This window comes from Candidatus Thioglobus sp. (assembly GCA_028228555.1).
In the GTDB taxonomy this organism is placed as follows: domain Bacteria; phylum Pseudomonadota; class Gammaproteobacteria; order PS1; family Pseudothioglobaceae; genus Thioglobus_A.
This window is the reverse complement of the sequence record JAOJBP010000011.1, coordinates 1-19,189: the sequence shown is the minus strand read 5'-3', so window position 1 is coordinate 19,189 and position 19,189 is coordinate 1. Positions and strand designations below refer to the sequence as shown.

Sequence of the window (19,189 nt, the reverse complement as noted above, 5' to 3'; positions counted from 1 at the left end):
GAGAGATATGAAATTTAACTTATTTACTTTGATTTTTCTAATGGCCACACTTAGTTATGTCATTACACTATTGTGGCTAAACGTACGCCAAAATAAGGCAGTGGCCAAATCATTCGACGCAGTGCCGGTTGAATTCCAAGAAAAAATCACACTGGATCAACATCAAAAAGCAGCACAATATACGCAAGCTAAGCTTACTGTTAATCATTTTGAGGTGATCTTTTCAACGATGTTATTACTTGGTTGGACTTTGGGTGGTGGGCTAAACGCGCTTGATGCTTTTTGGCTAGCGCAAACAAGTGATACGCTTTATCAAGGCGTTGGCTTTGTATTAAGCTTGATGTTCATTGGAAGTTTGATTGATCTGCCTTTTAGTATTTATCGCACTTTTGGTTTAGAAGCTAAATTTGGCTTTAATAAAATGACACCAACCACCTTTATGACAGACTTAGCTAAAGAGCTTGCACTAATGCTGGTTATCGGTGTGCCACTTATTGGTGCTATTTTATGGCTAATGAACGAAATGGGTGAGTTTTGGTGGGCTTATGTTTGGCTAGTATTAACAAGCTTCTCGCTTTTGATGTTTTGGCTATACCCAACTTATATCGCTCCTATTTTTAACAAATTTAAAGCACTTGATAATCTTGAACTAAAAGCAAAGATTGACAGTTTACTAACTCGTACTGGCTTTAAGAGTGATGGTGTTTTTGTGATGGATGGTTCTAAGCGCTCATCACATGGCAATGCATACTTTACCGGTATTGGCAAGAACAAACGTATTGTGTTTTTTGACACACTACTTGAAGGTATGGAAGACAAAGAAGTAGAGGCGATTCTAGCGCATGAGTTAGGGCATTTTCATCACAAGCATATCCGCAAGCATATGATCTCTTCTTTTGCTATTTCTTTATTGGGTTTGGCATTGTTGGGTTATCTTATTAACCAATTATGGTTTTTTAATGGTTTGGGTATTGAAACCGCCTCTAACCATACGGCGCTGATTTTATTTATGCTAACCTTGCCTGTGTTTAGCTTTTTTATCTCGCCAATTAGTAATGCACTCTCTCGCAAGCACGAATTTGAGGCGGATGCTTTTGCTGCTAAACACACCCATGCAGATGATTTAATTTCAAGCTTGGTGAAGCTTTATCGTGACAATGCATCGACTTTAACCCCGGATAAGCTGTATTCAGCTTTTCATGATTCGCATCCAAGTGCTACGATTCGTATTAATCACTTAAAAGCGAGTGAAAACTAGCCTTTTAAGTTTATGTTTGTTGCCTAGCCTTGGCTGGGCAGTAGCCAATATTGCTGATGGCAAACTACTATATGATGAAAGCTGTGCTAAATGCCACCACACACCGTATCAAAGTTTAGGCTGGAATGAAATGACTAGCAAAATAGAAGTAAGCCTTATGGTATCAGCCTGTAGCGATCATTTTCAACTGGATTGGAATGCGCAAGATATCGAAGATACCACTGAATTTTTAAATACTGAGTTTTTCTTTTTTGAAAAATAAGCGGTATACTTTACTACAAAGAATAACGGAGAATATAATGAAAATACCTTTGCTAGCTGCAACATTACTTATTAGCAACTTTGCAATTGCCAATGAAGAAGGCAAGGAATTGCACGAAGAATCTTGTGTTGAGTGCCATATGGTTACACATGATGATGCCTTTTACACACGTGATAGCTCCAAGATGGCCACATTGTCTGATTTAAGTCGTCAGGTAAGCATGTGCACTTCAAACTTTAATCTTGGCTGGTTCCCAGATGAGGAAAAAGCGGTGTTGGATTATTTAAATAAAAAATATTACAAATTTTAGGAATAATTGAGTCTAACACGGCGCCAAAAATGGCGCATCGAAAAAATTCAAACCGAGCGAATTGCTAGGGCTAATCGCGCTGCGGATGATCAGGACGAACTTGAGATAGACACCAGCCATGCACAAACTGGCTTGGTGATCACTCGCTATGGTCAGCGCTTGTTGGTTGAGAGTGAATCTGGTGAGTTATTCCAATGTACAGGTCGGCGCAATATAGAGCTTTCTGTTGCGGGCGATCAGGTGGTTTTTCAAACGACGGATAACAACGAAGGTGTGGTTACCGCCCTACTCAAGCGCGATAATTCACTCACCCGATCGCAAAAACTTATTGCTGCTAATATTGATGAGCTATGGCTGGTGGTAGCGATTGAGCCACATTATCAGTTTGAGCTGATTGATCGATATTTGGTGGTGGCTGAAAATGCCAATTTGCCGATTAATATCGTGGTTAATAAAATCGAATTATCTGATAATTTTGAGCAAGTGATGTACGATTTTTCCATGTATGAATCAATCGGATATTCGGTGCACTATTTGAGTGTCAAAGAGCAAACTAATATTGCTGAATTTAAGGCTCAACTAAATGACAAGACTCACATTTTTTTAGGCCAATCAGGCGTGGGAAAATCTTCACTAATTAATGAGTTAATCCCAGATCTAAACTTGCGAGTTAATGAAATATCCACCAAGAGCAAACTTGGTAAGCATACTACCACCAATACCACGCTTTATCATATCCCCTCAGGGGGTGATTTGATTGATTCTCCTGGTATTCGCGAGTTCCAGCTAGATGAGCTAACGGATAAAGAGATTTTGAGTGGCTTTAGAGAGTTTAAGCCTTTTATTGGTCAATGTAAATTTAGAAATTGCGCCCATATTAACGAGCCAAAATGTGCCATCAAAACTGCGGTAGAAGAAGGTGCTATTCATATGCAACGTTATCATAATTATTTACAACTAATTGGCGCTTAAATGAAGGTTCAAATTGTAGATCATATAAGTGATGTTGATTGCGCGCAGTGGAATGCGCTCATTCCCGATAACAACCCTTTTTGTAAGCATGAATTCTTAAATGCACTGGAAGAGTTTAACTGCGTTGGTGAAAAATACGGCTGGATTCCTAGGCATGTTATTGTTACTGAAAATGATCAGTTATTAGGTGCAGCCATCTTGTACGAAAAATACAATAATTATGGTGATTTCGTGTTTGACCATGTGTGGCACAATGCGTACGAAAAATACGGGCTAAATTATTATCCAAAGCTTACTTCAGCCATTCCCTATACACCGGCAAGTGGTGTCAGGTTTTTAGCCAAGAAAAGAGACGAAAAACTTGTTTTTCCAGTGCTTTTGGACGCCATATTCAAAATTTGCGAAAAAATTAAAGCCAGTAGCTTTCATTGTCTTTTTCCTAAAAATGAGATTGAGTTTTTTAAGGAAAAACAGCTTTTTATCCGAAATGACTGCCAATTTCATTGGAAAAATGATGATTATGCTAATTTTGATGAGTTTTTGGCTAGTTTAAAGCCAAAAAAGCGCAAAAATATACGCCAAGAGCGATCCAAGGTGCAAAAACAAGGTGTTGTTATTCGAAAACTTGATGGAAATAGCGCTTCAGAGACTGATTGGCAAAATTTCTCAAATTTTTATAACCAAACTTTCCTTGAAAAAAGCGGAATACCAACACTTAATCTTAGTTTTTTCAAATCTATTGCCAAATCCTTACCCGATCAAATATTATTATTTTTAGCAGATTTTAACGGTGAGTGTGTTGCTGGCTCTTTAATGTTTAAAAGCGATACTCATTTATATGGGCGCCATTGGGGCTGTTCTGAGCAAGTAGATCATCTGCATTTTGAGGCGTGTTATTACCAAGGCATTGAATACGCGATTAAACACAAATTGCAGGTTTTTGAGCCCGGTGCTCAAGGTGAACACAAAGTTTCTCGTGGGTTTTTACCTACGCTCACTCAATCGGCACATTGGATCAGAGATGAAACATTTAAAGAGCCAATTAAACACTTTTGTACTCAAGAATCTGAGCATGTTGCTCATTATATTAAACAAGTAAATACTCACAACCCTTACAAAACTAACTAGCCATGAAACAATATTCAGCTGCGTGCGATCAAAACAAACATCCTATTTTGAAAGTGATCAAACCTTTGTTATTAAATGCAAAATCGGTACTAGAAGTAGGCAGTGGCACCGGGCAGCACTGTGTGTATTTTGCTAAAGAGCTTCAACACCTTTCTTGGCAAGCTAGTGATCAGACTATGTATTTACCAAGTGTTGACGCTTGGATTGATGATGCTCATTTGGCCAACACACCTAAAGCACTAGAGCTCAATGTAGATTTAAATTGGCCTGAAGAGAAGTATCAGGCTATTTATTCTGCCAATACTGTTCATATCATGAGCTGGGAGATGGTGCTTAATTTTTTCAAAGGTGTTGGGCAAACACTAGAAAAAGATGGTGTGTTTATTCTTTATGGACCCTTTAACTATAATGGCCAATACACCAGCCAGAGTAACGCAGATTTTGACTTATGGCTAAAAGATAACAACCCACTTAGTGCAATCCGTGATTTTGAAAAGCTAGATGAGCTTGCCAAGCTGTACAATCTAATACTAACTGACGATATTGAAATGCCGGCCAATAATCGAGCTCTAGTCTGGAGAAAAAATAGTTAATTCTGATTATTTTGAAATATCGATATCTTGGCCTGAATCAAGGATTTTTTGCCTATAAACGCGTAAATAATCAAACACACTTTCTGGATACTGCTGGTAATGTCGTTCGCCAATATAACGCAGATGTCCAGCAAAATGATAACTATATAGCAGTGCATCTATGCGCATCAATTCCTTACCATAATCAAACATTACAATACCCGGTCGATAATTTAAACCGAGTTTTTTTGCATATTCTCTAGGTGTTGTTTTATTACCATCAACATCAATCATTGCTTGGTCAGATTCTGCATCTAGTCGAACTATATCAAACAAAGCCATTTCTTTTAAAATGTCTGGATTTTTGAAATGACCATCATGCAGTTGATCGCATAAAACACAATATTGATCCTCAAATAGAACTAAGAGCGGTTTTTCCCTTTTAAGGCTAAGGTCTGTTATGTTTTGAAAGCTATTATGCGATCTAAACTCATATCTTTTCTGGCGACTCTGGTTTTTAATAAATTGTGCCAATGTAGTCTTTTGATAAGATTTATCCTTAACAAAATTAAGTACATGCTTAAAGTACTCTGGAGAACGATAGCCATTTACTTTGTATACCAACTTGTTGTCTTGATCAAGAAAAACTATTGTTGGAGTGAAATTTACCTTGTAATGATTTCTAACCTCTTCTTCTGTCATGGTTAGATCTTCACTTAAAGAGACTTCCTTGTTTCCACGAATATTAATCGCCACTACCTCAAAATTATCTTTAATAATTTGAGTATTTTCAGTATTTTTAAAGCCCTCTTCAACCATCTTATAACAATAAGGACAGCCAGAAAGATGCATATAGAGCATTAGATGCTTGTCTTCATCTTTAGCCTCTTCAACATCTTCGGCAATATCTAAAAAGCTATCTTTAAACCAGGCAGGCAAAGTAGATTGCTGCCCACCAATAACCTTTCCAGGTTCAAGCCCGTGGGCACCTGTATGCAGAACGCTTAATAAGATTAATGTTAATAAAGCTCTAAATTTAACCATTACTCTCTCCCGGATATTAGGTTGTGCTGGATGCTATTCAAACTCCATTTGCTTAAATATGCGCTCAGCGTTTTGTTTGTGTAATTCTCTGTAAGTTCCACGATCTCTAAACATCGACTGGTCAATATTATAAGCTTCGTATAAGTCACCATCTTCATCCAGCACTTTTTGAACTTGCGTATGCATATAAACTAAATAATCTTTGGTAAATTTAGTAATAGTTGCTAAGTCCGTTGGTGCGCCATGGCCAGGAATAATAATCGTTGGCTCTAGTGCTTCGATTTTGTCCCAAGTTTCAATCCAAGCGGCAGCATTGGTATGCGGGAATATTGGAAGCATGCGCTCATTAAAGGCTGTATCGCCACTAATCAATAACTTTTGATCTGGCAGCCACAATTGAATATCATCTGGAGAGTGTGAAGCACCAATGTGCATTAACTCAATCTTGGTGTTGCCCATTGGTAGATTGAGCTTTTCTTCAAAAGTAAGATCTGGACGTACAATTTTGGTGCCAATTGATTTGTCTTTTTGCACTCTTAAGGCACGAGCATAAATATCCGCACCTTTAAGTTTAATCTCTTTGTCGGCTTCTACATGAGCGACAATAATTGCGCCCTGCTCCTTCCAGTAGTTAGAGCCCAAGATTGCATGACCTTGTGAATTTTCTAAAACAACGTATTTAACTTTCTGATCCGTCACTTTTTTGATCTCTTCATGCATGGCTTTAGCCACTAAATAGCTACCACCAGCATTAAATAATAAAACACCATCGGTGGTTACGATAAAGGAAAGATTGTTGTTATGATATGCATTCTCATAAGTGTATGGCTGAGGGGCTCCAATAGCAGAATAGACATTTTCTGCCACCTCTTCTGGCAATCTATACAAAATATTACTTGGCTCATGATCGCTCATACTGACAGGATTTAGCTCATCTTGCCAGGCAAAAAATCCGTCAGAGTAATTCTTAACATTGGTATAACCCATGTTTTCTAAAGTTTTAGCGGCGAGTGGTGAGCGAAGGTTGCGTCCACAATAAACAATGATCGGTGTATCTTTAGAAGTGACATGATCAGCAATTTGAAACTCCAACCAGCCGCGCACAATATTAATATTTTGACCGCGATTAATGGTACCTGTAACTTTAAGCTCGGAAGGTGTACGCACATCAATCAAGACAACATTTGGATCTTCATTCAAAATTTTGTCTAGCTCTGCAGTATTGATATTAATAATTTGTTGATTAACAGATTCTAGCATTTTATTGCCATCAATGATGTCGATATCTGCCTGAGAATTAAGGGACGCGAATAAAGCGGTAATACTTAAAATTTGTTTTAACATTAGGATTTATTATTGAAATAGTTACGGTTCATTATCACATATAGCATTTGTTAATGCTATACTTAAAGTTTATCATAATAAAGTCAAAAGGAGAAAAATATGAAAAAATTAGCAACGGTTATAGCCTTAACAAGCGCACTTAGTATGGGAATTGCTCATGCACAAAATTGGAGCCCTTGGAATAATTCCAATGGCAATTACTATAACCCATTTTCTAATAATAACGGTTCAAATGCGCCGTGGAATAACAACAATAACTTTAGTCCTTTTAATAATTCTCGCCCTTTTAGTTTTAATACCGGCTCTCAGCCATTTGGTTTTAATACGGGTTCAAACTCTTTTGGCCCGTTTAATAATAATCGTAATTGGCAGAATCAAAACTTTAATCCCATGGACGCTGCCAAAGCCGCAGGTAACACTATGCAGGACACTGTTGATACGCTAGCCAATGATGAGCCAGCTAAAATTACACCAGACATGTTCTTGCAAATGGTGCAAGTAACCGAAGTGAATGAAGGTATTACAGGTCCTGAAGTGGATGAATCGATCAAATCGATGGCGACTAATGAATCAATTTTGCATGTGGCTATGTTTCCATTAAGTGAACAAATTGCCAATGTAACGGGCAAGCCATATCGTCATTTAACCATTCATAATATTTGTGATGCAGCAACGGCTGGCAAGATTGCCGATATTGATGATAGATACGCAGTGATTTTGCCTTGTCGAATTGCTGTGGTGGAAGGCAAAGATGGTAAGATTAGAATGATCAGTATGAATGTTGACGTTATGAAGGCTATGAATTTGCCAGATTCTGCGCTAGGTCCTGCAACAGATGTGGCTGAAAAAATGAATGCTATTATTGAAGGTGCTAAAGAAGGTTCTTTCTAAGCCCAGTCAAAAACAAGTAACAATAAAAAAAGCCTGCAAATGCAGGCTTTTTTTTATTGGGTTTTTTAGCTAATTAAAATCTTAAATTAACAAACCCCATTCTAATTAGGTTTAACCAGCCAACAATTAACAATATTCCACCTATTGGCGTTAAAAATACTAAAGGATGGTAGTGAGTAAAGGAATATAAATATAAACTACCAGAAAACAAAATAATGCCTAATAAAAATATCCACGCACTTTGCTGGATGATTTTAAGCGGTTTGAATTGGTAAAGCCCCGCCAGTATGGCTATCATTAATGTGTGATACATTTGATAAGTAGCTCCTGTTTGAATTCTAGCAATATCTTTAACCTCTAAAATATCTTTTAACATGTGCGCTACCATGGCACCCATAATAACTGCTAATGCACCACTTAGAGCGATAAAAATCCAGATTTTTTTCATTGAAATTTTAATAAAAAATAATTAACTTTTATTACTATACGCCTGATTGCCTAACAATAGTTGTGCTTATAGTATTTTTAAGGCAAGCCAATAAGGCGTATATTAAATATCATTCAATGATTAATTCATTGGAGAATTTTAAACAAAAGAGGAGATGCAAAATGTTAGCTCATACCAAAAAAAAACTTTGAGGCATATCCGACTAATCGTGTTGTTGCTATCGTAGATAGTAAAATGGAGGCTGATGAAGTCTGCTGTGAATTATTACAAGCTGGATTTGACAGTGCTGATATTGACCAATCATTTGGCAAAGAAGGGTTAAAGTTTCTTGATCCAGATGGACGCAGCCATGGATTAATGACCAAGCTGATTCGAAAGTGGCAGTTTATTTCACAAGGTGAAGAATTAAAATATTTAAATCGGGTCAAAAAAGGCTTAAAAGCGGGTCATGCAATTGTCAGTGTTCCGGCTCTAACAGAGGCTGCTCGCGGTAAAGTGGCAGGTATTTTCAGATCACATCAAGCTGAAGGGATTCGCTACTATGGACATTTTTATGTTGAAAATTTAGATAAAGCTGCTATTTAAATATTTAGCTAGCTGGTTTATTTAAAAAATAAGACAACATCTTTGTCATAAAATTTAATGCGTGCATTCCATTTTTTGGCAAGGTGATTCATTGTTTTTTTGCTAAAAAAGCATATGTGCGTCGGGTCATTCTTGTAATGCCAAGTTGAAAAATCAACCTCTTGGCTTAGTATGCCTGTCATTAATGCTAGCACACCGCCTGGGTTTAAAAGCTTAAACAAACGGCTTAGCTCTTTTCCAGGCTCATCTAGGTGCTCTGCCACTTCTGTGGCCATGATAAAATCATATTGATTATTAAAGATATCAGGATTATTGGCGAAGTGTTTGTCAAACAAATCGACCAAATAGCCTTTTTCTTCAAACATGAGTGATAAAGTCGGCCCTGGGCCACAACCAAAGTCTAAGCCTGTGGCGCCTGGATTAATGCAATCTATAACGGGATTAAACACCTGAGACAAAAACGCACGATAATGCTCATCTTCTGGATTATTTTGATGTAAATCGTAACGAGATTTTTCGTCAGTATTATTTAAATGAAAACGCTTTGGTAAAAATACTAATTCACACGTTGAGCAACGTAAGTAGCTCGAATTTTCATTTGAATAATAAAGCTCAGTATCTTTAGAGTCGCACAATACACAAGAGTGATCTTGATTCATTGTACGACGCTTAAACTAACTAATGCGAACAAGATCCTGAATGAACGTGGCCATGCTCTAACTCATCTTTTGTAGCCTCTCTAACATTCACGATACTAACGTTAAAGTGCAGTGTTTCACCAGCTAGAGGGTGATTAGCATTAATCGTAACCGTCTCTTCGTTGATCTTTTCAACGTGGACGATAAATGGATTGCCCTGCTCATCTTGAGACTGCAGCTCCATACCTATTTCTAGGTTATCAATTCCTTGTAAAGCATCCTTTGGAATTTCTTGAATACCCTCTTCATGATGGGCGCCATATGCATCTTCAGGTGCCACAGAAACATCGCAAGTCTCGCCAACTTTCAACCCTTCAAGCGCTTTTTCTAAGCCAGGAATAATATTGCCGTGGCCTTGAATAAATGGCATAGGCTCTTTGCCTTTTGATGTATCAATGACTTCACCAGCATCATTTTTTAGGGTGTAATGCATTTCAACTACCACATCTTTTTTAATTGTCATTTTTTCTCCTTAAATTGGCCCATGAGCCTCTGTTAATTGTTAAAAAACCTGCATTTTTACAGGTCTTTGAAATTATTTTAATTCCTAATTAGATTATATAGGGGCGAGATACTACTTATTCAACCATCTACCCTGTGAAACCCACAATAACCATGAAGCGATAAAAGCAGCAAACAAGGCATTTTGAATCCACGGATCAATTGGATACTGCTTAACTGCCAAGGCAGACAAGAACAAAGCCAAGACAACAAATCCGGTTTTGCACTTAATTCTATCTTTTTTTAGCTCGTGTCTCATGCAGTGCAAAATCACATCAACCAGATTTTTAAAAGGGTAGATAAGCAAAAAGATGATTAGAGGGGTTAAAACTACCGATATAGCAATTGAAAGAACGCCATCGACATCTGACTCAACAAAACCTAAATAAGCACCTATATCCATATTGGCAAGCGTTGAAATAATCCAATCACCTGGAAAAGATGCCCACTCTATGGCAGTTTGGAATAATGAATCAGTAGTGGTAGCAGGATAATCTTTCATAATAAATATTTAGATTAAAAAATAAGGATCTATTTTATTAGAGACTTGATAAAAATGTTGCTAATATAGATAGTTTAGATAGCTAAACGCTGTCGATTTTTAACTCATACAAAACATCACTGATATGGCACTGTGGCTTAAAATCTGGCACAATTTGAATTAAAAGCTTACGCAGCTTCTCATGATCACAACTCTCGATTGCACCATAGAGTTCATCTAATACTGGCTTTAGCTCATTCCAAGCTAGCATCTCTTCTTGTGCGCGCATAATCAGTGGATTATCTGTTTCACTTACGTTATCGCCAATCAGCAGCTCTTCATACAGCTTCTCGCCAGCTCGCAAGCCGGTATATTTAATCTGAATATCACCATTAGGGTGTGCATTATCTTTTACCTCAAGCCCACTTAAACGAATCATCTTCTTGGCTAGATCTTGAATTCGAACAGGTTCACCCATATCCAATACAAATACATCACCCCCTGTTCCCATAGCGCCCGCTTGAATCACTAGCTCCACAGCTTCTGATATGGTCATAAAATAACGAATAATATCTTTATCAGTGACCGTGATTGGTCCGCCGGCTTTAATTTGTTGTTTAAATAGTGGGATAACAGAACCACTAGAGCCAAGTACATTGCCAAAGCGCACCATGCTAAATTTTGTACCTGTCTGATTAGCAGATAAAGCTTGCAACACCAACTCAGCACTGCGCTTGGTCGCACCCATGGTATTGGTTGGGCGCACGGCCTTATCGGTAGATATTAGTACAAAAGTTTCTACATTGGCATCAATGGCGGCTTGTGCACAATTAAGCGTGCCAAATATATTGTTATTCACCCCTTCGGTATTATTAAACTCCACCATTGGTACGTGCTTATACGCTGCTGCATGATAGATCGTGTCTACATCAAATTGTTTAAACACGTTATCAAGCCTGACTTTATTATTAACACTACCCAATATCGGATAAATATCCAGTGAATAGATACCAATATTAGACAGCTCATTTTCAATGGTATAAAGCGCTAACTCACTCATCTCAAACAAAATTAGTGCCTTAGGCTCTAAGAATACTATCTGCCTGCAAAGCTCTGATCCAATCGAGCCACCAGCACCTGTCACCACCACCACCTTATCGGTAATATTTTTACCCAATAAATCTTTATTAGCCTCTACCAAATCACGCCCAAGCAAGTCCTTAATACTTACCTCACGCAAATCACCAACACTGACCTTACCCTGTGCCAATTCGGTTACACCAGGTAGCATACGTACATGTACTGGATAAGGTTCTAATGTACCAATAATAGCAAGCCGTTTAGCACGAGAAGCGCTGGGCATAGCAATCAGTATCTCATCCACCTTAAGCTTAATAATAAGCTTCTCAATAGCATCTACAGAGTAAACACTTAACCCGCTAATATACTGCCCTTGTAGCTCTTTAGAGTCGTCAATTAATCCAACCGGGTGATATTCATCAGAGTGCGCTAGTGCCCCAATCAACTGAACGCCGGCATCACCCGCACCATATACTAAAACTCTACGCTCGTTACTATTGCCATTGCCATTGCCATTAAATTCAAAATTTAAAATTGACAACTTAACATTATTACTAAGTAAAAAGCGCGCAGCAATCCGCACCCCGCCAATAGCTAACAAAGACAACATCCAATTGATCAATATAACAGAACGAGGAATACCGTCCACCGCCACCATAAAGCCAACCACACCCCAGACTAGTGCATACAAACTCACCGCCTGCACTACAGTCCACAAAGCCTTAAAGCCAATATAGCGAATCACCGCACGATACAAGCCAAATCGCACAAAGATAATACTAGCAACAACCGGTGCGCCAAATACCACCCAGATCAAATCATCCTGTGGAAAATACCAATATCCAAGACGAATTGAAAATGAGGCTAGTAGTATCGATACAAGCACGACAGAATCAACCAACAGCATAATTAGTTGCTTGTAGATTCTTGAAAGATTTATTACTTTATTTATCATTGTTAACTAATCCTTATTAATCGTTAAAAGCATATGGATTTAAAAACTGCCTTTTCCAAAATAACTTTTTTGTCAATTGAACTAAGCTTTGTTTCATAACAAACAGTATCCCAATTCACTTACATTATCTCCACTTCAGACACATCAAAACGAAATTCCTTTGGCAGACTTAGGCATAATACTTAATTACCGGATATCAATAATCTGATTTAGTATTGCACAAGCTTGTTCAAATTTAGATTTTTCAAGTTGTGCCATTGGATGTTTAGACGCACCTCTAGCCCTCCAATCAAAAGACTTTACTTGATGGCATAAAACATAAGCATTATGACTCTTGCCTTGTTTTTTTACCTTGCCTATGTCTACTGCAAAAGGATTGGTTTTGTTATAACTTGCAGTCGTCATTGGCAATCCCAATACTAATGAAGTTTTATCATTAAATGCTTTTGGCGACAAAACCAAGAAAGGATGAAGGTTACGCATCTCTTTGCCCGTTTGTGGCGAGCAATCAATCCAAATAATATCTCGTCTTGAAGGTACCCAATTTACCATTTTTCAGCGCCGAGATACTCATCTTCTTGCATAACTTCTTTGCCGTGAGTTTCAGGCTCGAAGCAACTAAGACGCTGCTCCAGGGTAATAAATTTATTTTTTATTGGCGAGATAATAATCTTACCATGCTCAACACTTAAACTAACTTTTTGATCTAAATGTAGATGTGCCGCTTTAGCCACTGCGCTAGGCAAGCGCATACCAAGGCTGTTACCCCATTTTTTAATATCTAACAATACTTCGCCCATAACCAACTCCTAATGTTTAAACGTAGTATAAACAAATTCAACATAAAAAGCAAATAAAGAGTGAGGCATCTACTTATAAAAATCAGAAAAAAATTATTTAATTAACATTGACTCCTTTGATACTGATTTTGGATATTGTTATTTAATTTAGCTGGCTTGGAAGGGGATTTTTTAAAGACGATAAGGGCATTTATCAGTAGTCAGTTTGTTTCGTAAAAAGGTATATTTTATATTCATGTGATATTTTTAAAATTCAGTTAAAATTAGATAATAGTTCATTTTAGCATTAATACCATGACAAGCAAAACTAAACACAGTGGCGGCCCAAAAACCAACAAGGGTAAAGCCATCTCCAGTCGCAATTCAATCACTCACGGCCTCACCGCAAGGAGCTGGTTAAATGTCAATGAGCAGTCATTATTTGATGAGACTATTGAAAATTTAATAGTTGATTTTGACCCATAAACATCCATTGAAAAAATGCTTATTACAAAAATGGCCGAGTGTTCTGTAAGACTCATGCGCATTCAAAATAGAGAAAACGCCATGTTTGATCTGGTCAGTAGTGAGGCAGGACATCCAGAAGAGTCAATCAAAAGTCTTGACAATAGTAGTGAAAAACTGATTCAAGCAGTACGCGATGCCTATTCCGAAAATTGGCATCTCGATCCTGGCACATTTGTAAAGAAAATGACCATCATAGATGAGATCGATCGTCAAAATCTTAGTGATGTCTCTGGATGGATCTACGTAGAAGACAACATGCCTATTACCACCAACTATATTATTAAAAAATGTACTAATGAAAGCCTTAACTTGTATGACTTTATCTCTCGAGAAACTGATCAATCAAAAAATATTGGAATTAAAATTACCTTTGCAGGAGATGATCCTGATGAAGATATATCATTATCTATCGAAGAAATTGTAGAAGGTGCTCATAAAATATCATCCCATTCTCTACAAAAATACTTTGATAAGCTCCTCCATAGTCTTGCTAAAGATACACAGGTTCAACTTATCCTCAAAGATTTAGAGCCACGCATTCAACAAATAAAAGATGCTGCAATACCTGATACTCAAAAGTTAAGTTTAATTCAGCGTTATCGAACCGCGGATGAGAGGCAGTTTTCTAAGACACTTGGAGAATTACTTGAATTGCAAAAAAGGCGAAACAGTATATAGTTAATCTTTTAGATTTAGTATCACACCTGGGGCTTTAATAGGGTCGCCAGTAAAAACAATTCCGTAACCTTTCAGTACAGACTCAATAGACTCCAAAACTTTAGCACTCCCAGCAGGAACTCCATTTTGTGGCTCATACCTTCTCAATGTCTTGAGACTAATACCACATTTATCAGCTAGTTTTTGCCCGCTCCAACCAAGCAAAGCTCTTGCAGCGCGAATTTGTCTTCCAGATATCATAAAAAGAGTTTATAATGTCTCTTTTAGAGACAATAATTAAATTATAATGTTAACAATCGAAAATTTCTTTTCTTCTTTAGAGGGTGCTTATGCACCCAATACAATTAGATCTTATAGGTCAGATTATATGCATTATTCCAACTGGTGTCAGGAATATCAATACGATCCACTAAATATTCATGAAGATAAATTTGCAGACTATATTCTAGAAATGGGCGAGAGTCTTACTGTTGCAACAATCCAAAGGCGAGTAGCTAGTCTTAGCAGTATATTTAATCTCACTAAAAGTACCAACCCTACAAAAGAACCTGTGGTTATTCTAACCTTTAAAAAACTTAGAAGAAAATTTGGCAAACCTCAAAAACAAGCAACACCTCTAACTTATGATATTCTGACAAAACTCAAAAATACCTGTTCTGATGATATTGTCGGCCTCAGAAACAAACTGCTTTTACAACTTGGTTATGAAACCATGCGTCGACGTTCTGAAATTTGTCAATTTAAATTTGAAGACCTGCAACATCTCGGTAATCATAAACATGCACTGTTACTGAGACACTCTAAAACTGATCAGTACAATCAAGGGAAAATAATTACAATATCTGGTGAACTATCTGAGATGATTTCAAAATGGTCACTAGCAATTGACCAAGACAGTGGCTATATCCTTAGAAGCTTTAAACGAAATCTATCTACTAACCCTTCTCTTACACCTGCATCAATTAATCATATTTTAAAAAGTCTTCAAAATAAAGCTGGCCTGAATCAAATTGGAGAACTATCAGGTCACTCATTTAGAGTTGGCGCTGCACTTGACCTATTAGACAAGAACATTCCGCTTGAGAAAATTATGCTTAGAGGTGGTTGGAAATCAGAAACTAGCGCAATGAGATATCTTCAAAGTTGGAATGATAGCAACTGGTTGATTGTTAATTGACTATAGAGCAGCTAACAACCTAATTTAACATTACTTATGCTTTGAATATCCATCAGGATTCTGCGATTGCCAGCGCCAAGTATCTTCACACATCACATTAAGTTCATATTCTGCCTTCCAATCAAGTTTATCTGCAGCAAAAGTTGAATTAGCATAGCAAATTGCTATATCACCTAATCTTCTATCAACGATTTGATAAGGTATATTTTTACCCGAAACCTTTTCAAAAGCCTTTACCATATCAAGTACTGAATAACCATTACCCGTACCTAAATTTACTATTAGCACTTGGGACTTATCTTTTAATGCTTGCAAGGCCTTAACATGTCCTTTAGCTAAATCTACCACATGAATATAATCTCTAACACCTGTTCCATCAGGTGTATCGTAATCACCACCAAATATACTAAGCTTTTTTAATTTTCCAACTGCTACTTGTGAGATATACGGTATTAGGTTATTAGGAATACCGTTTGGCTCTTCGCCAATTAATCCACTTTTGTGTGCACCAATAGGATTAAAGTATCTAAGTAGTGCTATATGCCAACTATCATCTGCAACAAACACATCTTGAAAAAACTCTTCAATCATTAGCTTTGATCGACCATATGGATTAGTTGCTGACAATGGAAAATCTTCCTTAATCGGTACAGTATGCGGATCGCCATATACCGTTGCAGACGAGCTAAATACAAAAGTCCTGCAATTAAACTCACGCATCACGTCAGCTAGAATAAAAGTACCACCTACATTGGTATCATAATACTCAATAGGCTTCTCAACTGACTCACCCACAGCTTTAAGCCCTGCAAAGTGAATCACCCCATCAATTGAATATTGCTCAAATACTTGAGACAGTTCAGCTTTATCACGCACATCCACCTTATGAAAGGGAATATCACTATTAGCCAACTTCTCAACACGCTTCAAAGATTCTAATGAAGAGTTACAAAGATTATCAACTACAACAACTTCATAGCCGGCCTTAATCAGCTCAATACAAGTATGGGAGCCAATATAACCCGCACCACCTGTTACTAAAATTTTCATCTTTTGTCCTTATATAATATGTCATGAATCTCACGCTGCGGTTTAAAACCAAAATAGTGAACAACTGCGTAATGTCAATGGTCCATACAAAGCGAAAACAATTGGTTAATCAATGTGAGACTCCGTCTTTTTTAATCACTTTCAAAAATGTCATCCATAAAATTTTAACATCAAACCAAAAGGATTGACGATTCATATACTCCACATCCAGAGTAACTTTATCAGGGATTGAAAGCTCATCTCGTCCATTTACTTGCGCCCAGCCTGTAATACCAGGTAGTAACCTATCCACACCTTTCTGAGTACGTAGAGTGATTAAGTCATCTTGATTATAAAGAGCAGGACGTGGTCCTACGAAGCTCATATCACCCTTTAATACTGAAAATAGTTGTGGCAACTCATCTAAACTAGTTGAGCGTAAAAAACCGCCAATTGGAGATAAATAGGCATCTGGATTATCTAATAGGTGGGTTGCTACAGCAGGAGTGCCTGTCAACATTGATCTAAACTTTGGCATTTTAAAAAATTTATTATTTTTACCAACTCTATCAGACCAATAAAGCACCGACCCTTTAGATGTTCGTCGAATTGCAATAGCAATGAATAGTAATACAATCACCAGCGATAACAATAATATTGCACCAGCAAATAAATCAAAAACTCGTTTCATTCATATCCTTTAATGTCTTTTGTGCTTTGAATCCTAGCGCTTCCAATTTAGCAGAAGAATAGCATTCATCACCTAACAGCTTATTGAGTTTATATTTAATACGTGGATTTACCAAGGATGCCATATCGAATAAACTCTTTGGAACGCTCCATTTTGAAATTGACTTGTCTAACGCACTACGCATAGCGTTATAAATATCACGAGAAGAGTGTGGAGTACCGTCTGTTGCGATAAATATTTCTCCATTAGCACGATCATCATCAGCTACCAATAAGATTGCTCGAACTAAATCATCTACATGAATCATTGATCTTTTATTACTCGTCTCAGGCAAGGGCGGAAACCAGCCTTTCTTAATGCCTAACAACATTAATTTCAGATTACCCTTAACGTTCGGACCGTAAACTAATGAGGGACGAATGATAGATACATGCATACCGGATTCTTCGCCGATTTTCAATAACTTTAATTCCGCCTCTCGTTTGGTCTTTCCATAAACCCCCCTTGGATCGCCATGGTCTTTTTCACTTGTACACATCCCACAATTAGAACCACCACCCGCCTTAACACTACTAACAAATATAAACCTTTTGACATTAGACTTTACAGCTAGCTTAGCCAATCGTATTGTTGCATCCACATTAACTTTTTGATAAAGCTTTTGAATTTTAGTTGAATCACGCAAATCATGTGCAAAGCCAGCCAGATGAAAAACTGTGCTCACCCCATCTAACGCATTATTAGGTATCACCTCAGATTGCAGATCACAAACTACAGTCTCATAATCAGGTTGTTTTTCACGAGACAATACTTTAATATTAGCACCTATCGCTCCAACAAGCCTCTGCCCAATAAAACCTGTTGCACCTGTAATTAATAATTTCAATTATATAAACTCTGGTTAAATTTTAATATTGTCAATAATCTGATGACCCTCTTTTAAATGACCTTGATCAAAAGACCACTGAAAGACTTTTGGTGTAATACCTCTTAAGATGTCCATTTTCTACACTCCTTTATTTAAAATATCCCAATATCTTGCCAGGAAATTTTAAAAGTATTTTAAATATATTTGTATCTATATCGTTATCACGACAAACTTGAAGTTGTTCTATACTAATTATCCGAATACTATTAAAAGATGTACTAACGCCACCAGTCCTCATCTTAACTAGAACCTCTCGCATATAGCTATAACTAATTTTATGAGTGAGCAGGAATCTTATTAATATATCAAAATCAGCAGCAATCTTTAAATCAGTTCTAAATACGCCATGCTTTTCATAAATATCTTTTTTTACAAAGAAAGTAGGATGGGCAGGCATCCATCCATAGGCAAATTTCGAGAGATTAAACCTACTACTATCATAGCATCGTACAGTTTTGTCCAAATTTCCAGGCTTTACAAATACTAAATCAGCATACACACTATCAACATCCCTCCCTTCAAACTCTTTTACAACTCTTTGTATGACATTGTCATCCATATAAAGATCATCACTATTAAGTATTCCTACCACATCACCAGTTGCCAACCCTATCCCTTTATTCATGGCATCATATAAGCCACTGTCCGGTTCACTTATAAACTCACTTATCTTATCTCCATAACTTCTTACTATTTCCACCGTTCCATCTGTACTAGCGCCATCTACGATGATGTACTCTATATTTTCATATGTTTGATTTAGCACTGAGTCTATTGCATCTTTTATGAACTCTTTATTGTTCCGTACAACTGTTATGATTGAAAGCTTCACTTTACCTCTTTGTTAAAA

At 37.2% G+C, this 19,189-nt stretch carries 25 protein-coding genes; 11 read left to right on the top strand and 14 right to left on the bottom strand.

Annotation, left to right across the window (positions count from 1 at the left end):
* Positions 1 to 7: 7 nt before the first annotated feature.
* Genes N9Y32_06075 through N9Y32_06050 form a run of 6 tightly spaced genes read left to right on the top strand, consistent with a single transcriptional unit; the run spans position 8 to position 4,523 of the window.
* Positions 8 to 1,258, top strand: coding sequence for a M48 family metallopeptidase (locus N9Y32_06075; protein ID MDB2590577.1), 1,251 nt, complete (start codon positions 8 to 10; stop codon positions 1,256 to 1,258).
* Positions 1,248 to 1,520: a hypothetical protein gene (locus N9Y32_06070; GenBank protein MDB2590576.1), complete on the top strand. Its 273-nt coding sequence runs from the start codon at positions 1,248 to 1,250 to the stop codon at positions 1,518 to 1,520. Before N9Y32_06075 ends, N9Y32_06070 begins: the two co-directional genes overlap by 11 nt.
* Positions 1,521 to 1,557: 37 nt before the next feature.
* Positions 1,558 to 1,830, top strand: coding sequence for a hypothetical protein (locus N9Y32_06065; protein MDB2590575.1), 273 nt, complete (start codon positions 1,558 to 1,560; stop codon positions 1,828 to 1,830).
* A 6-nt stretch (positions 1,831 to 1,836) separates the two neighbouring features.
* A complete protein-coding gene (rsgA, locus tag N9Y32_06060) occupies positions 1,837 to 2,802 on the top strand; it encodes a small ribosomal subunit biogenesis GTPase RsgA (GenBank protein MDB2590574.1) in 966 nt (321 codons plus the stop codon).
* Positions 2,803 to 3,930: a GNAT family N-acetyltransferase gene (locus tag N9Y32_06055; GenBank protein MDB2590573.1), complete on the top strand. Its 1,128-nt coding sequence runs from the start codon at positions 2,803 to 2,805 to the stop codon at positions 3,928 to 3,930.
* Between the two features lie 2 nt (positions 3,931 to 3,932).
* Positions 3,933 to 4,523, top strand: a complete 591-nt coding sequence (locus N9Y32_06050; GenBank protein ID MDB2590572.1) for a class I SAM-dependent methyltransferase — start codon at positions 3,933 to 3,935, stop codon at positions 4,521 to 4,523.
* Between the two features lie 6 nt (positions 4,524 to 4,529).
* Here N9Y32_06050 and N9Y32_06045 read toward each other — a convergent pair whose 3' ends face one another.
* Positions 4,530 to 5,546: a thioredoxin fold domain-containing protein gene (locus N9Y32_06045; protein MDB2590571.1), complete on the bottom strand. Its 1,017-nt coding sequence runs from the start codon at positions 5,544 to 5,546 to the stop codon at positions 4,530 to 4,532.
* A gap of 33 nt (positions 5,547 to 5,579) precedes the next feature.
* A complete protein-coding gene (locus N9Y32_06040; protein MDB2590570.1) occupies positions 5,580 to 6,890 on the bottom strand; it encodes an MBL fold metallo-hydrolase in 1,311 nt (436 codons plus the stop codon).
* A 99-nt stretch (positions 6,891 to 6,989) separates the two neighbouring features.
* Here N9Y32_06040 and N9Y32_06035 point away from each other — a divergent pair, with 99 nt between their 5' ends.
* A complete protein-coding gene (locus tag N9Y32_06035; protein ID MDB2590569.1) occupies positions 6,990 to 7,781 on the top strand; it encodes a DUF302 domain-containing protein in 792 nt (263 codons plus the stop codon).
* 73 nt (positions 7,782 to 7,854) lie between these two features.
* On the opposite strand, the gene N9Y32_06030 is transcribed toward N9Y32_06035, so the two are convergent.
* Positions 7,855 to 8,229, bottom strand: coding sequence for a DUF423 domain-containing protein (locus N9Y32_06030; GenBank protein ID MDB2590568.1), 375 nt, complete (start codon positions 8,227 to 8,229; stop codon positions 7,855 to 7,857).
* 234 nt (positions 8,230 to 8,463) lie between these two features.
* Between N9Y32_06030 and N9Y32_06025 the strand changes: the two genes are divergently transcribed.
* Complete coding sequence (locus tag N9Y32_06025; GenBank protein MDB2590567.1) at positions 8,464 to 8,814, top strand: hypothetical protein; 351 nt, start codon at positions 8,464 to 8,466, stop codon at positions 8,812 to 8,814.
* A gap of 17 nt (positions 8,815 to 8,831) precedes the next feature.
* Here N9Y32_06025 and N9Y32_06020 read toward each other — a convergent pair whose 3' ends face one another.
* The 6 genes from N9Y32_06020 to N9Y32_05995 all read right to left on the bottom strand — a co-directional run bounded on the left by N9Y32_06020 (position 8,832) and on the right by N9Y32_05995 (position 13,329).
* Complete coding sequence (locus N9Y32_06020) at positions 8,832 to 9,473, bottom strand: class I SAM-dependent methyltransferase (GenBank protein ID MDB2590566.1); 642 nt, start codon at positions 9,471 to 9,473, stop codon at positions 8,832 to 8,834.
* A 19-nt stretch (positions 9,474 to 9,492) separates the two neighbouring features.
* On the bottom strand, positions 9,493 to 9,975 hold the full coding sequence (locus tag N9Y32_06015; protein ID MDB2590565.1) for a peptidylprolyl isomerase: 483 nt from the start codon (positions 9,973 to 9,975) through the stop codon (positions 9,493 to 9,495).
* A 111-nt stretch (positions 9,976 to 10,086) separates the two neighbouring features.
* Positions 10,087 to 10,515 (bottom strand): hypothetical protein, encoded by a 429-nt coding sequence (locus N9Y32_06010; protein MDB2590564.1) that lies wholly within the window; start codon positions 10,513 to 10,515, stop codon positions 10,087 to 10,089.
* A gap of 82 nt (positions 10,516 to 10,597) precedes the next feature.
* Positions 10,598 to 12,529, bottom strand: a complete 1,932-nt coding sequence (locus tag N9Y32_06005) for a polysaccharide biosynthesis protein (protein ID MDB2590563.1) — start codon at positions 12,527 to 12,529, stop codon at positions 10,598 to 10,600.
* Between the two features lie 186 nt (positions 12,530 to 12,715).
* Positions 12,716 to 13,081 carry a type II toxin-antitoxin system PemK/MazF family toxin gene (locus tag N9Y32_06000; GenBank protein ID MDB2590562.1) on the bottom strand — a complete coding sequence of 122 codons (366 nt, stop codon included), beginning with the start codon at positions 13,079 to 13,081 and terminating at the stop codon, positions 12,716 to 12,718.
* Complete coding sequence (locus N9Y32_05995) at positions 13,075 to 13,329, bottom strand: AbrB/MazE/SpoVT family DNA-binding domain-containing protein (GenBank protein MDB2590561.1); 255 nt, start codon at positions 13,327 to 13,329, stop codon at positions 13,075 to 13,077. The genes N9Y32_06000 and N9Y32_05995 overlap by 7 nt, the downstream gene beginning before the upstream one ends.
* 294 nt (positions 13,330 to 13,623) lie before the next feature.
* Between N9Y32_05995 and N9Y32_05990 the strand changes: the two genes are divergently transcribed.
* Together N9Y32_05990 and N9Y32_05985 are read left to right on the top strand one after the other, a co-directional pair.
* Positions 13,624 to 13,794 (top strand): hypothetical protein, encoded by a 171-nt coding sequence (locus N9Y32_05990; GenBank protein ID MDB2590560.1) that lies wholly within the window; start codon positions 13,624 to 13,626, stop codon positions 13,792 to 13,794.
* Positions 13,795 to 13,809: 15 nt separating this feature from the next.
* Positions 13,810 to 14,514 carry a hypothetical protein gene (locus tag N9Y32_05985; protein ID MDB2590559.1) on the top strand — a complete coding sequence of 235 codons (705 nt, stop codon included), beginning with the start codon at positions 13,810 to 13,812 and terminating at the stop codon, positions 14,512 to 14,514.
* On the opposite strand, the gene N9Y32_05980 is transcribed toward N9Y32_05985, so the two are convergent.
* A complete protein-coding gene (locus N9Y32_05980; protein ID MDB2590558.1) occupies positions 14,515 to 14,754 on the bottom strand; it encodes a helix-turn-helix domain-containing protein in 240 nt (79 codons plus the stop codon).
* A gap of 46 nt (positions 14,755 to 14,800) precedes the next feature.
* On the opposite strand from N9Y32_05980, the gene N9Y32_05975 reads away from it, so the two are divergent.
* Complete coding sequence (locus N9Y32_05975) at positions 14,801 to 15,691, top strand: tyrosine-type recombinase/integrase (protein MDB2590557.1); 891 nt, start codon at positions 14,801 to 14,803, stop codon at positions 15,689 to 15,691.
* A gap of 30 nt (positions 15,692 to 15,721) precedes the next feature.
* Here the strand turns inward: N9Y32_05975 and galE are convergent, their stop codons facing one another.
* From galE to N9Y32_05955, 4 genes are all read right to left on the bottom strand, one after another.
* Positions 15,722 to 16,741, bottom strand: coding sequence for a UDP-glucose 4-epimerase GalE (galE, locus tag N9Y32_05970; protein ID MDB2590556.1), 1,020 nt, complete (start codon positions 16,739 to 16,741; stop codon positions 15,722 to 15,724).
* A 109-nt stretch (positions 16,742 to 16,850) separates the two neighbouring features.
* The gene (locus tag N9Y32_05965; GenBank protein ID MDB2590555.1) at positions 16,851 to 17,411 is read right to left on the bottom strand and encodes a sugar transferase; all 561 of its coding nucleotides are present in this window, start codon (positions 17,409 to 17,411) and stop codon (positions 16,851 to 16,853) included.
* Positions 17,395 to 18,297 (bottom strand): NAD-dependent epimerase/dehydratase family protein, encoded by a 903-nt coding sequence (locus N9Y32_05960; GenBank protein ID MDB2590554.1) that lies wholly within the window; start codon positions 18,295 to 18,297, stop codon positions 17,395 to 17,397. The genes N9Y32_05965 and N9Y32_05960 overlap by 17 nt, the downstream gene beginning before the upstream one ends.
* Positions 18,298 to 18,427: 130 nt before the next feature.
* Positions 18,428 to 19,171, bottom strand: a complete 744-nt coding sequence (locus tag N9Y32_05955; GenBank protein MDB2590553.1) for a glycosyltransferase — start codon at positions 19,169 to 19,171, stop codon at positions 18,428 to 18,430.
* Positions 19,172 to 19,189: the final 18 nt, after the last annotated feature.

Excerpts from the sequence above, each read along its gene's own strand:
- N9Y32_06075 (MDB2590577.1), top strand. The coding sequence starts at position 8 with ATGAAATTTAACTTATTTACTTTGATTTTTCTAATGGCCACACTTAGT.
- N9Y32_06065 (MDB2590575.1), top strand. The coding sequence starts at position 1,558 with ATGAAAATACCTTTGCTAGCTGCAACATTACTTATTAGCAACTTTGCA.
- N9Y32_06055 (MDB2590573.1), top strand. The coding sequence starts at position 2,803 with ATGAAGGTTCAAATTGTAGATCATATAAGTGATGTTGATTGCGCGCAG.
- N9Y32_06050 (MDB2590572.1), top strand. The coding sequence starts at position 3,933 with ATGAAACAATATTCAGCTGCGTGCGATCAAAACAAACATCCTATTTTG.
- N9Y32_06045 (MDB2590571.1), bottom strand. The coding sequence starts at position 5,546 with ATGGTTAAATTTAGAGCTTTATTAACATTAATCTTATTAAGCGTTCTG.
- N9Y32_06040 (MDB2590570.1), bottom strand. The coding sequence starts at position 6,890 with ATGTTAAAACAAATTTTAAGTATTACCGCTTTATTCGCGTCCCTTAAT.
- N9Y32_06035 (MDB2590569.1), top strand. The coding sequence starts at position 6,990 with ATGAAAAAATTAGCAACGGTTATAGCCTTAACAAGCGCACTTAGTATG.
- N9Y32_06030 (MDB2590568.1), bottom strand. The coding sequence starts at position 8,229 with ATGAAAAAAATCTGGATTTTTATCGCTCTAAGTGGTGCATTAGCAGTT.
- N9Y32_06025 (MDB2590567.1), top strand. The coding sequence starts at position 8,464 with ATGGAGGCTGATGAAGTCTGCTGTGAATTATTACAAGCTGGATTTGAC.
- N9Y32_06020 (MDB2590566.1), bottom strand. The coding sequence starts at position 9,473 with ATGAATCAAGATCACTCTTGTGTATTGTGCGACTCTAAAGATACTGAG.
- N9Y32_06015 (MDB2590565.1), bottom strand. The coding sequence starts at position 9,975 with ATGACAATTAAAAAAGATGTGGTAGTTGAAATGCATTACACCCTAAAA.
- N9Y32_06010 (MDB2590564.1), bottom strand. The coding sequence starts at position 10,515 with ATGAAAGATTATCCTGCTACCACTACTGATTCATTATTCCAAACTGCC.
- N9Y32_06005 (MDB2590563.1), bottom strand. The coding sequence starts at position 12,529 with ATGATAAATAAAGTAATAAATCTTTCAAGAATCTACAAGCAACTAATT.
- N9Y32_06000 (MDB2590562.1), bottom strand. The coding sequence starts at position 13,081 with ATGGTAAATTGGGTACCTTCAAGACGAGATATTATTTGGATTGATTGC.
- N9Y32_05995 (MDB2590561.1), bottom strand. The coding sequence starts at position 13,329 with ATGGGCGAAGTATTGTTAGATATTAAAAAATGGGGTAACAGCCTTGGT.
- N9Y32_05990 (MDB2590560.1), top strand. The coding sequence starts at position 13,624 with ATGACAAGCAAAACTAAACACAGTGGCGGCCCAAAAACCAACAAGGGT.
- N9Y32_05985 (MDB2590559.1), top strand. The coding sequence starts at position 13,810 with ATGCTTATTACAAAAATGGCCGAGTGTTCTGTAAGACTCATGCGCATT.
- N9Y32_05980 (MDB2590558.1), bottom strand. The coding sequence starts at position 14,754 with ATGATATCTGGAAGACAAATTCGCGCTGCAAGAGCTTTGCTTGGTTGG.
- N9Y32_05975 (MDB2590557.1), top strand. The coding sequence starts at position 14,801 with ATGTTAACAATCGAAAATTTCTTTTCTTCTTTAGAGGGTGCTTATGCA.
- galE (MDB2590556.1), bottom strand. The coding sequence starts at position 16,741 with ATGAAAATTTTAGTAACAGGTGGTGCGGGTTATATTGGCTCCCATACT.
- N9Y32_05965 (MDB2590555.1), bottom strand. The coding sequence starts at position 17,411 with ATGAAACGAGTTTTTGATTTATTTGCTGGTGCAATATTATTGTTATCG.